Genomic DNA, 11,602 nt, shown 5'->3' on the forward strand with positions numbered 1-11,602 from the left:
AATCGCTTTGGCGTTGCGAAAGCGTAGGTTTTGCGTTGTAAAACCTACGCTTTTACCGTGCAAAACCTACGGTTTTGGAACGCGAAACAATAGGTTTTGTAATGCTCTGATAAATAAATAGTTACGTAATAGCTGCGCTTGCGAAAAATGTTTACGTTTTTATTGCCTTCTTTTGTTCTTTTCTCGTTCCTCGAAAAGTGCGTTTTCTCGCCATGGCAATGCTCAAATAAATTTGGCATTGCTCATTTGGCTGAACGAAAACGGTCATAAATAAGGTGAGTTCGGTGTAAGAATTTGAGGCGAAAAAATTTCACTTCTTATTGATTATAAGCCTATCAAATCACATTCCATTCTTTCTTTAAATATCTTATAATGATATAACGGCATACTTCTTATATCGAACTCACGTTAATATTCGTTCTTGTCGTCTTTCAATGTCCACATCTTGAAGGCATTGATGGCTTCGTTGCGGAGCAAAATCTCCGAAGGTTTTTTGCGATATTGCGGCTCAAGAGCTATTTCTTTATATATGAAATCGTCGTCGAAACCAATTTTTCCTGCATCTTTACGGTCGTTAGCGTAGTAGATTTTATCAAGATGTGCCCAATAAATAGCCCCGAAACACATCGGGCAAGGTTCGCACGAGGTGTAAATTACACAGCCGGAAAGGTCGAATGTGCCCAACTTTTGGCATGCGTTGCGTATGGTGCAAACCTCCGCATGGGCAGTAGGGTCGTTGTCAATAGTTACCTTATTGCTTCCTTCCGCTACAATTTCGCCGTTTTTAGCGATTACTGCTCCGAAAGGACCACCGCCATTTCGCACACTATTTTCTGATAGCTCAATGGCTCTGCGCATTAGTTCTTCGTTTGTCATTGTTGCTTTTTATTTATAAATTCAGGTCGGTCAGATAGTTCTCTACGTTTCTTTCTGTTCCGACTTTCTAAATATGTCGTTGTATAATTCATCGAAAATCTTTCTCAATTCGGCTTTTTGCCCCAAGAGTTCGCGTATGTATTCTAATTTCTTTGCATTGGGCGAGTTTGCTATCCACAAGCGTATGTAGCCCATTCTGCCATACTTTTCATTGATGTGATTGTAGAAACGCTTCCATTGTTCTTCTTTACTCTTCTCCGGATAGTTCTCTAATCCGTATAGAACAGTGCGCGAAAAAACGATTTCGGGGTCTAATTCCCGGTCGGCTTCGGCAACAATCTTGCCGTAAATGCTGCGCGGTACGCGCGAACTGCTGGCACGATGGTCTTCTACGGCTTCTTTCATGATGCGTATTTGCTCTGTTGAAAACCATTTTTTAAGCCTTGCATCAGCCGTCAGAATTTTACCGCTCGTTATGTGATGAACGGCACGAGGACCTTCCATGCCAAGGTCGTGATAGGCTGCTGCCACGTACACCATATTGGAATCGGCACCTGTTGCAGGTACAAGGGCAAGCGCATTCTTAATCACTCGCTGCACATGTCCAATCCCGTGCGACTTTCCGAAGGCATTATATCGTGGCAGGATTTGCTGTTCAACAAATTCCATAAGGTCTAAATCAACTCTGTTATCCATCGTTTTTATCACTTTGTCAGAAGTATTCCTATTGTTGTTAAGAGTCCGTAAACAAACATATTGCGGGCAGTCAGCCCCAAAACCTTGTTCAACTCTTTGCCATGCTTTATCCTTTTCATTTCTTTCCACGCCATTGTGTGGAGCAAAAGATAGAAGAAAAGTAAGGAAATGCTAAGTATTGTCATTGTGTTGTTGGCGAAAAAGAACACTATCGCCATCAGCCATACGCCCAAGAAGCCTAACCAAAGATACAGTTGCTCGGCTCTTTTCTCGCCAATGCGCACGATGAGTGTGTGTTTGCCGGCTTGCTTATCGTTATTGCGGTCGCGGTAATTGTTCACCACGAGTAAGGTATCTATAATTAAACCGCAGGCAACAGATGCTGTAAATACTTGCCACGTAATAGTTTGGATACCTTTGGGCAATATCACATAATAGGTTAGACAAACAGGTACGATGCCAAAGAAAACAAGTACAAGCAGGTCGCCTAAGCCTAAATAGGATAACTTTGTAGTGTAAAGAAAGCAAAATGCAACGCAAAGCAGTCCGATGATAATCATTTCCCACCCACCATAATATATAAGTGGCAAGCCGGCAAGGCAAGCCAACAGCGTGGTAACTGTAAGTCCCTTTCGCATTGCAGGCAGCGTTATCCAACCTTCGCTGCAGGCACGTCGAGGTCCAAGTCGTGTTTTGCCATCGTCATTCCCTTTCAAACAGTCGAAATAATCGTTTACGAAGTTGGCGTCTATTTGCATAATGAACGCAAACAAGATACATAAAAAAGCGGGAAGAACCTGAAAATGCTGCCAATTAACATCAGTAAAAGCAAAGGCTATACCTATCATAATGGGAACACCGGCTCCTGTAAGTGTTTTGGGACGTGCTGCAAGAACCCAAGCGTTAAGCGAATTTACCTTGACGTTTGTTTCCATTCTTGATAGCATATCTATCTTTTCCGACATATATCCAATATATTAATTAAAGAAGTCCCAACTTATTCCCAATCGTAAAATTCGTTGGTTGAGCGGATAGTGAGGCGTAAAGAAGTAGTTGCCACTATCGCCGCTATTGATGTGCGACATCATTATGAAGAAGCGTGTGCGCTGCAATTTAAAGTTGGCATAGGCATTGATAACAGGATAGTTGCCTATCTCTGTTCTGCTTGCTTCTGTTTCTTGTATGCCAAACGAGCCCATTCCCGGAATATATTCGGGTGCATGGTACTTCGTAAAATATCTGCCATCGACACCAAAGTCGCAGTCTAACACCTTTGCAATTTTAAATCTGATGAACAAATTGCTGTAAATGTTGAGCGTTGGGGTAGGGAGGACAGCTTCGTTGCTCGACTTTTGGAATGTAATCAGGTTTTGCCAATTCATTATTCCGAACTTAAAGTCTTGCTGCAATTGAAGTGTAAGCAAGCTAATGGCACCGTTATGTTGCCTTACATTTACTTGATTGTTTCTTACAAGATAATTATTACCACTTGCCACACGTTCGTTTTGCAAGCCAAAGTAAGCATAGTTCTTTAATACATCGTATCCCACACGCAACTGTGTTCTTGTCTTTTTCAACGTAAATGCACCTAACAACCGGGAGTGAATTTGTTGGTCAAGATTGTTGTCCCACCAAAAATGGCGCGAACGGAATGTGTTCATATAGAACGTGGGGGCTGTGCGATGAAAGAAAGCCGTAGCAGCAAACTGCACAGTGTCGCCCAACAGCGGGAAGTTAAGGTCTGCATTTCCGTCTATGTGTAGCTGTCCTGCTCTGTCGCCTGCTATCCACGCTTCAGCATTTATATTATAATGTAAGGTTTTGCCGTTCGCTTTTAGTAGCTGTCCACCCACAGAGATGTCGTTTTTATTTATTTTTTCATATCCTCCAAACAATGGATTGGTCGCCGGTGTTGTGGTTGTCGTGAGCAGCATAGGAAGCTCGTAGTGGCGCAGTTCGTGAGAAACAAATGCTTTTAATCCTGCCTTTGCCCACTTGTTAAACCCTTCCAACAGTGCGATGGCAAAGGTATTCTTCAACGCCCAATGTTTGGTTTGGTCGTAAATGGAGTCGTTTGCCGTTGCATTGTTATAGTAGTAGTTGTTTGCATAGAATGAATCCGGCGTATCATAGGCTTGATAAATTCTTCTGAAATTATCGAAGCGAGCCGTATGGATAAAACTTGTTACGGGCACATACTCATCTTTTATCCATTCATTGGTAGCATCGTTGCCGGTCATTTCCTTCTCTCCCAAGCTATCAACATTGATGAAATCGCGTTGTTCGCCGTTTGTTGCCAAATTGTTTGAAGTTGGATTATTGCCGATTACCTTTGCATCGTCGGGTCTGCCTTTCGCCTTTTGGCGTTTGTTAAACTCTTCTTCGTCAAACTCTTCACCATTTTTCTTGGCTTCTTCCATTGCTTCTTGCGTGCCTTATCTGCTTCCTGACTTTGCATCGACCTTATGGCAAACTTCTTTGCCTCTATTTCTTCCTTTGTCATAGCAACTTTTCTATAAAAGCCCAAGCTATATCTGTGGTTGAAAAAGATGTGCTGGTTGTCGTTTCTATTCCAGTTTTTCGAAAGAACTGTGGGTATTTCGCTTGTTTCAAACGATTCATTGAATATTTCGGGGTGGGTAATGTAAGCATCATTGGCTATACCTCCGTTTTCCGAAACCTTTTGATGGTTGAGCGAAGAAAGAAAGTTTGCCTGATACTTTTCGCCTGTATAAGTGCCCCAAAACGTGTAATCGATGTGCGAAGTGTTCTGATTGCTGTAATACCCACGCCCATAAAGATAGTCGAACTTAAACCCAAATCCCCACTTCTTTCCTGCATTAATCGCAAATAATGCCTTGAACTGGTCTTCACCGTCTGTTCTGTCGCCTGCCGTGCTGTACGATAAGTTGGTTATCGGAGATAGGGTAGAGGTGAAATGGAACTTGGAAGGTGGTACAATAAACTTGTCGTATGGTGCAAGAAAGATAAATTCCGAAGGCTCAGATCTGTCTATGAAGATACGATTTTGACGAGGCGAACCTAAATTACCTAATGAATTATACTCTCCTCGTAAGCCCGTGGTAAAGAAAGTGTTCATAAACAGTTCAGACACCGTATCGGGCTGTGCTGCTGTTCTGTCGCCAAAGCGTTCGTCAATCGTCCATACTTTTAAGCCGCGTGGTATTTCTTTGTGTTGGTTCTGTATGGAGTCTGATAGTCCAAGATTTCTGTTACCTTGAAAACCGTTGAGGTTAGACATACCATCTCTTGATATTGTATCAAAGCTTTGTGCGTTAGCAAGTAAAGAGATGATGAACAAACTTATAATCAGTGATATGTGTCGCTTCATTGACGGAATAATCGAAGTGTGGCTTCGGTGAATTTAAATACCATTGAAACTAATATAATGATAATTCCAACTGTTTGGTCTGCTAAAGCAAAATAGAAAATCACACCAATTAAAGCCCCTACCATAAAAATGATATTGAGCCACTGACGCAGTGCTGAAACATTGTTTTTATTTTCTCTTAGTGGGCGTCTACGATGGGGTGGACGTGCCAAACTATTTTCGTTTTCCTCTGTCATAATATCTGTATTTATACTATTCCATTGCTATTGACTTCTATCTTGCTTGCTGTGCATAAAGAAACGATAGACGCAAAGAATGTCTATTTAAACGAGTACCTATTTAATTGTTTATACAAATAATTTATAGAGCAAAGTTATAAAAAAATACTTGATTGCAGCTTGCTTATAAAATATTTAACGTTCGTTTGGAGTTTCGGACGCATTTTACGTTCAATGAAACAGTAGAACTTGAGCAGCGAGTATCTATTTTATGGGGTAAGATAAGGTAAAAGTATGTAAATGTTTTTCGCAAGGATAGCTATTGTGTAACTGTCTTGTTATCAATGCACTACAATAGGTGTTGTTTTGCATTCCAAAAGCGGCTGTTTTGCACGGTAAAACCGTAGGTTTTGCAACGCAAAACAGCCGCTTTCGCAACGCCAAAGTGCAGTTATCGCTTTTTTAAGGAAGTTATCTTTACAAAACAAAGGGTATTTGAGCCATATCGGCAGTAAGAAAAAGAACCGTCGCACAATACTTTTTTGTTAAACCGTTTTTTGTTCCAACTCTGTTTGTAAGCGCAATATTTCATCACGATACTGTGCAGCTTGTAAGAAATCGAGGTTCTTGGCAGTTTCTTTCATCAGTGCTGTTGTGTTCTGAATACTCTTTTCAAGCTGTTTCCTTGTCATTTTCATAACAATAGGGTCGGCTACCATTGCAGCTTCTTCTTGCGGTATACTGTATGTTTGCGACTTTTTCTTATCAATCGGAATGTTTGTTGCCATAGAGCCATCGCCAACAGGTAGTATTTCTTTTATAGAACGTCTGATTTGCGTTGGCGTAATATGGTGCAGTTCGTTATATCTTAACTGCTTCTCACGCCTGCGCAATGTCTCGTCAATGGTTTTTTGCATACTTTCTGTAATGGTGTCGGCATACATGATAACCTTTCCATTTACATTACGTGCAGCTCTACCTGCAGTCTGCGTAAGACTTCTATGACTGCGAAGAAACCCTTCTTTGTCGGCATCGAGTATTGCCACCAACGAAACCTCCGGTAAATCCAAGCCTTCTCGCAAAAGGTTTACTCCAACTAAAACGTCATAAATTCCACTGCGTAAGTCGTTTATTATTTTTATTCTATCTAAACTTGCAACGTTGCTGTGTATATATGCAGCTCGTACTTCATGGTTTAAAAGATACTCGGTTAATTCTTCTGCCATTCGTTTCGTGAGTGTCGTAACAAGAATGCGTTCCTCTTTTTCCGCCCTTATCAGGATTTCTTCCATTAAGTTGTCGATTTGATTTTCCGATGGACGAACCTCTATTTCGGGGTCGAGCAAGCCTGTTGGGCGTATAAGTTGTTCGACTACGACGCCTTCTGCTTCTTCTAATTCAAAGTTTGCAGGGGTTGCCGATACATAAATAATTTGCTTGATGAGACTATGAAACTCTTCAAACTTTAGCGGACGGTTGTCGAATGCCGCAGGCAAACGGAAACCAAACTCCACAAGATTTTTCTTTCTTGCTCTGTCGCCACCGTACATAGCCGAGATTTGAGGAACACTTACGTGGCTCTCATCAATTATAATAAGGTTGTCTTCAGGGAAAAAATCCAAGAGACAATAAGGACGCTGACCCGCTTCTCTGCCATCGAAATAACGAGAATAGTTCTCTATTCCTGAACAGTGCCCCAATTCCTTTATCATTTCTATGTCATATTCAACGCGTTCTTTAATGCGTTGAGCCTTAATACTATCCCCTATTTCGTTAAAGAAATCGATTTGTATTGTCAAGTCATCTTGAATTTGTCGGATAGCATTTTCGGTTTGCTCCTTTGATGTAACAAAAAGATTGGCAGGGTAAACCTCGTATTCTTCAAATGTGCCTAAGCGGTGATAAGACACAGCGTCTATTTCTTCTATGGCATCTATTTCGTCGTCCCACCACGTAACTCTTAATATGTTGTCGCTGTAAGCCATTGCTATATCAACCGTATCTCCTTTTACACGGAAGTTGCCACGCTGTAAATCTATATCATTTCTGACATATAACGCATTTACGAGTTGTCTTAAAAAGATGTTACGGTCGAGAACTTGCCCTTTCTTTATTCTTATTACATTATCTTTCATTGCAACAGGACCGCCCATACCATAGATACAGGATACCGATGACACCACAATTACATCTTTTCTGCCGGATAATAGCGAAGAAACTGCTGAAAGACGGAGCTTGTCAATCTCATCGTTGATAGCCAAATCTTTCTCTATGTAGGTGTCAGTTGAAGGCATATAAGCCTCCGGCTGATAGTAATCGTAGTACGAAACATAGTATTCCACCGCATTTTCAGGGAAGAAACCTTTCATTTCCTCGAAGAGTTGGGCAGCCAAAGTTTTGTTATGCGATAGAATTAAAGTAGGTTTGTTTACGTTGGCAATGACATTTGCCATTGTGAAAGTTTTGCCGGAACCTGTTACACCTAACAGAACCTGACTTTTATCGCCACGCTCCAATCCTTCTGTTAATTCCTTTATTGCCTCCGGCTGGTCTCCGGTGGGCTTGTATTTTGATGTCAGTTTAAAGTCCATTATTAAGTACAAAGTTAATAAAAAACTGTAGATTATAGATAATTAAAAGTGATTTTTTGCTAAAAATGCAGTAACAGCTTTGTTTATTATGGAATTATATGTAACTTTGCATCTCAAAGTAAATTTATGAAGAAGAATATTCTCATTACATTTATTCTGTCGCTTCTTTTCACAAGTTGTGCACAAGAATACAACCAAGTTTATAAAAGTACAGACTATACATATAAGTATGAGTACGCAAAAGAGTGTTTCGCAAAAGGGAAATACAGCTTTGCAGTAACCCTGCTTCAAGATTTGGTAACTATTCAAAAAGGTACTGACAACGCGCAAGAATGCCTCTATATGCTGGCTATGGCAGAATATGGAATGCACGATTACCAAGCTGCTTCAGAAGCTTTTAAGAAGTATTATCAAACCTATCCGCATGGATATTATGCAGAAATGGCTTCTTTCTACATTGGACAGAGCTTGTACGAAGGAACTCCGGAGCCTCGTTTAGACCAGACACCAACCGTTGCAGCAATTGCAGCATTCCAAGATTATTTGGATTTATACCCAAACGGAAAAATGAAAGGAACCGCACAGCAGAGATTGTTTACTTTGCAAGACAAGCTTATTCGTAAGGAATACTTAAACGCAAAATTGTATTACAATCTCGGTTCTTACTTTGGTAATTGCGGAAACGATGGCGGTAACAATTATGAAGCGTGCATTATTACAGCGCAAAATGCTTTGAACGACTTCCCATATTCTTCGCTTCGAGAAGATTTTGCCATTCTTGTAATGAAAGGTAAGTATGAGTTAGCGCAGATGAGTGTTGAAGAAAAGAAAGTGCAACGCTATCAAGACGCAGAAGATGAATGCTATGGCTTCATCAATGAATATCCTGATTCTAAGGAACGTTCAACTGCCGAAAAGTATATAGAGAAGTGCAAGCAATTTACTGCAAAAGCAAAATAGAAATATAAAACAAGCATAAATAAATGGATTACAAGAAATCAAAAGCACCTGTAAACACAGTAACCCGTGATGTGGTAGAGCTTTGGAACGAAACAGACAACGTTTATGAAAGTGTTGCTATCATTGCAAAGCGTGCTAATCAAATTTCAGTTGAAATCAAGCAAGACCTCAGCAAGAAACTTGCAGAGTTTGCTTCGTATAGCGATTCGTTAGAAGAGGTGTTTGAAAATCGTGAGCAAATAGAGATTAGTCGTTATTACGAGAAACTTCCAAAGCCAACACTATTGGCTACTCAAGAGTTCTTGGACGGTAATGTTTATTGGCGCGACCCATCGAAAGATGGATTAGAGAACGAAGACGCTCAAGTATGATACAAAGAAAGCAAACTATTTTCTTGTTCTTATCGTTCGTAGTACTTGTTATTTGCCTTTGCATGCCTATCGGTTTATTGGAACCAAGCGGTATGGGAATATCAAGTAAGATGACAAACTTATGGATAGTAGACGGGAATGGAGTGAAAGACTTTAAGGTGTGGCCATTGTTTGCGACTTTATTGATAACGCTTCCACTGCATTTGTTTGTTATATTTGATTATAAGAATAGGAAACGCCAAATACGATTTTGCAGCATTGCAATATTCCTTGTAGTTGCTTGGCATCTTGCTATCTGCTTATAAGTCAATTTATGTTGGGCGATTTGAAACTTCATTTTGAATATGGAGCGTGTCTACCATTCGTTTCGCTCATTTTGTTGATATTGGCAAGAAATGCTATCAAGTCAGACGAGGCACTTGTTCGTGCAGCAGATAGAATAAGATAATTATCATATCCAACCAAACAAAAACTTATTATCATAGCTGATAATAAGTTTTTTGTGTTTATAGTTTGGCAGTTAAGAAGTTTTTTATTAAATTTGCGAGAATGTTAAGAATAGACCGACATATTGAAATATTATTATTGGAAAATGATTGTATCATTGTCCCGGGACTCGGTGGCTTCGTAGCATACCACAGCGAAGCACGATACGAGAAGTCAGACAATATTTATCTTCCACCTTATCGTACTGTCGGTTTCAACCCTGTGTTAAGAATGAATGATTCTTTGCTTGCCCAGTCGTATATTGAGGCTTACGACCTCAGTTACCCGGAAGCAATGAGAGAAATTGAAACAGAGGTTGATAGCATTCTTAATACCTTAGAGGAAGTTGGGCTGCTTGAACTGAAGGGGCTTGGTGTACTTAAACGTGAGGGGAATAATAGAATTGCATTTGAACCTTACGAAGGCGGATTATTGACCCCAAAGTACTATGGATTCAGTAGTTTTGAAATTGCAAAATCAAGCCATGTTGCCAATATAGAGATAGAAAAGACCTCTGTTCAGGAAAAGATTGAAAAGAAAACGCACGTTGTTTATATAGATACCAACAACCAAGGCGAGAAGCGTTTAAGCGTCAGTCTTAAGGCTGTGAAAGACTTTGCCGTTGCAGCTGTCTTGGTTTCTTTTGTCTTTATCGTCGGACTTACCGCTGAAAAGCATAACAGTCTCCAACGCCAAGAGGTTAAAAGCGGTATGTTCTATAATATTTTCGATTCAAATAATATCAGCAACAGCCAAGCTAATACCTCCAAAGAAAAAGTTATTTCAAACAAAGAAAAAGTTATTTCAAAAGACAAAATGCCTGCTACACCTTCCAAACACTATTGGAGTTTGGTATTGGCAAGCCATATAACAGAAAGAAATGCCAAAGCCTTTGTGAAGGAACTGCATAATAACGGTTTTGCCGATGCTTGCATTTACACAGGCGCAGGCAGTATAAAGGTTGTATATGGAAAATATAGAAGTGCTCAGTCAGCCGCTGAAAAACTTAATAATCTTAGAGGTAATGCTAACTTCAAGCAGGCATGGATATTGGAAATAGGAAAATAAAAATATATGAAAAGAGTACGCTGCCCCAAGTGTAAAAGCTTTATTACTTTTGATGAAACAAAATATTCAGTAGGTCAAAGACTTGCTTTTGCGTGCCCCAATTGTAATAAACAGTTTGGAATCAGACTGGGAATATCTGCCGTTAAGCGTGCTCAGAAAGCAGAAAACGTCCCACAAAAATCAAGCGAAGAGGTTTTCGATTACGGTTCATTGCATGTAATAGAAAATGTTTTTCATTACAAGCAGGTCTTGCCATTGAAGTTGGGAGAAAACGTTATAGGACGTTATATGAAAGGAAACCCCATAAATTGTCCTATTGAAACCGACGATCCGAGTATGGATATGACGCATTGTACCATCAATGTATCGAAAAATGCAAAAGGAAAGTTGGAGTATGTATTGAAAGACGGACCCTCTTACACGGGTACATTTGTTGATAACGAAATTCTTGCAGATAATGAACGTCGCAATATCTTTGACGGAACACTTTTTACAATAGGTGCTACAAGCATTATTCTCTATGCCGGAAAGGAATAGAAAAAGGCATTGAAGTATCCTATACCCATAGTTTTTCCTTTATAATTGTTCGCTAAAACCTTTACATCAGATAAAATTCGGGCTGAGCTTCTTGTATGGAACTCAGCCCCTTTCATTACCCCTGATTTTGTAAAAATAATTCTCTTAAAAAGTGATATAATTGCTTTGGCGTTGCGAAACCGTAGGTTTTGCGTTGTAAAACCTACGCTTTTACCGTGCAAAACCTACGGTTTTGGAATGCAAAACAATAGGTTTTGTAAAGCATTGATACAAAGATGGTTATGCGACACCTATTCTTATGAATAATGTTTACACATTTTTCGGCTTTTTCGCTTATACGATAAGTTGTATTGCAGCCAATTTAAGTTTTAACGGATAATGGTATTCTGAAAAGAGTATTCATAATGTTTGTTTATCGACATTGCAGACGCCTCATTGGCAATACTT

At 39.9% G+C, this 11,602-nt stretch carries 9 protein-coding genes and 2 pseudogenes; 5 read left to right on the plus strand and 6 right to left on the minus strand.

The annotated features are described in order from the left end of the window. Positions 1 to 408: 408 nt before the first annotated feature. The 6 genes and pseudogenes from JCM15124_RS10015 to uvrB all read right to left on the minus strand — a co-directional run bounded on the left by JCM15124_RS10015 (position 409) and on the right by uvrB (position 7,733). Positions 409 to 876 (minus strand): nucleoside deaminase, encoded by a 468-nt coding sequence (locus JCM15124_RS10015; protein ID WP_024999317.1) that lies wholly within the window; start codon positions 874 to 876, stop codon positions 409 to 411. Positions 877 to 918: 42 nt separating this feature from the next. Continuing rightward, on the minus strand, positions 919 to 1,572 hold the full coding sequence (locus JCM15124_RS10020; protein WP_024999318.1) for an HD domain-containing protein: 654 nt from the start codon (positions 1,570 to 1,572) through the stop codon (positions 919 to 921). An 8-nt stretch (positions 1,573 to 1,580) separates the two neighbouring features. After that, positions 1,581 to 2,537, minus strand: coding sequence for a 1,4-dihydroxy-2-naphthoate octaprenyltransferase (gene menA / locus JCM15124_RS10025; protein WP_024999319.1), 957 nt, complete (start codon positions 2,535 to 2,537; stop codon positions 1,581 to 1,583). A 12-nt stretch (positions 2,538 to 2,549) separates the two neighbouring features. Beyond that, positions 2,550 to 4,924: pseudogene (locus JCM15124_RS14075) on the minus strand (putative porin). Further along, complete coding sequence (locus JCM15124_RS10035; protein ID WP_024999320.1) at positions 4,921 to 5,160, minus strand: hypothetical protein; 240 nt, start codon at positions 5,158 to 5,160, stop codon at positions 4,921 to 4,923. The pseudogene JCM15124_RS14075 and the gene JCM15124_RS10035 overlap by 4 nt, the downstream one beginning before the upstream one ends. A 527-nt stretch (positions 5,161 to 5,687) precedes the next feature. Further along, positions 5,688 to 7,733: an excinuclease ABC subunit UvrB gene (gene uvrB, locus JCM15124_RS10040; RefSeq protein WP_024999321.1), complete on the minus strand. Its 2,046-nt coding sequence runs from the start codon at positions 7,731 to 7,733 to the stop codon at positions 5,688 to 5,690. Positions 7,734 to 7,859: 126 nt separating this feature from the next. Here uvrB and JCM15124_RS10045 point away from each other — a divergent pair, with 126 nt between their 5' ends. The 5 genes and pseudogenes from JCM15124_RS10045 (at position 7,860) to JCM15124_RS10065 (ending at position 11,155) form a co-directional block, all read left to right on the plus strand. Beyond that, positions 7,860 to 8,693, plus strand: coding sequence for an outer membrane protein assembly factor BamD (locus JCM15124_RS10045; RefSeq protein WP_024999322.1), 834 nt, complete (start codon positions 7,860 to 7,862; stop codon positions 8,691 to 8,693). 23 nt (positions 8,694 to 8,716) lie between these two features. Next, a complete protein-coding gene (locus tag JCM15124_RS10050) occupies positions 8,717 to 9,064 on the plus strand; it encodes a DNA-directed RNA polymerase subunit omega (protein ID WP_024999323.1) in 348 nt (115 codons plus the stop codon). Then, a pseudogene (locus JCM15124_RS14080) lies at positions 9,061 to 9,512 on the plus strand (DUF4293 domain-containing protein). The gene JCM15124_RS10050 and the pseudogene JCM15124_RS14080 overlap by 4 nt, the downstream one beginning before the upstream one ends. Positions 9,513 to 9,613: 101 nt before the next feature. Next, complete coding sequence (locus JCM15124_RS10060; RefSeq protein WP_024999324.1) at positions 9,614 to 10,618, plus strand: HU domain-containing protein; 1,005 nt, start codon at positions 9,614 to 9,616, stop codon at positions 10,616 to 10,618. A 6-nt stretch (positions 10,619 to 10,624) separates the two neighbouring features. Next, the gene (locus JCM15124_RS10065) at positions 10,625 to 11,155 is read left to right on the plus strand and encodes an FHA domain-containing protein (protein WP_024999325.1); all 531 of its coding nucleotides are present in this window, start codon (positions 10,625 to 10,627) and stop codon (positions 11,153 to 11,155) included. Positions 11,156 to 11,602 lie beyond the last annotated feature (447 nt).

Source organism: Prevotella falsenii DSM 22864 = JCM 15124 (genome assembly GCF_000613945.1).
In the GTDB taxonomy this organism is placed as follows: Bacteria; Bacteroidota; Bacteroidia; order Bacteroidales; family Bacteroidaceae; genus Prevotella; species Prevotella falsenii.

What these genes read in the sequence shown, in the direction of transcription:
- JCM15124_RS10045 (WP_024999322.1), top strand. Translation starts at nt 7,860, where the DNA reads ATGAAGAAGAATATTCTCATTACATTTATTCTGTCGCTTCTTTTCACA.
- JCM15124_RS10015 (WP_024999317.1), bottom strand. Translation starts at nt 876, where the DNA reads ATGACAAACGAAGAACTAATGCGCAGAGCCATTGAGCTATCAGAAAAT.
- JCM15124_RS10020 (WP_024999318.1), bottom strand. Translation starts at nt 1,572, where the DNA reads ATGGATAACAGAGTTGATTTAGACCTTATGGAATTTGTTGAACAGCAA.
- JCM15124_RS10065 (WP_024999325.1), top strand. Translation starts at nt 10,625, where the DNA reads ATGAAAAGAGTACGCTGCCCCAAGTGTAAAAGCTTTATTACTTTTGAT.
- JCM15124_RS10050 (WP_024999323.1), top strand. Translation starts at nt 8,717, where the DNA reads ATGGATTACAAGAAATCAAAAGCACCTGTAAACACAGTAACCCGTGAT.
- JCM15124_RS10060 (WP_024999324.1), top strand. Translation starts at nt 9,614, where the DNA reads ATGTTAAGAATAGACCGACATATTGAAATATTATTATTGGAAAATGAT.
- uvrB (WP_024999321.1), bottom strand. Translation starts at nt 7,733, where the DNA reads ATGGACTTTAAACTGACATCAAAATACAAGCCCACCGGAGACCAGCCG.
- JCM15124_RS10035 (WP_024999320.1), bottom strand. Translation starts at nt 5,160, where the DNA reads ATGACAGAGGAAAACGAAAATAGTTTGGCACGTCCACCCCATCGTAGA.
- menA (WP_024999319.1), bottom strand. Translation starts at nt 2,537, where the DNA reads ATGTCGGAAAAGATAGATATGCTATCAAGAATGGAAACAAACGTCAAG.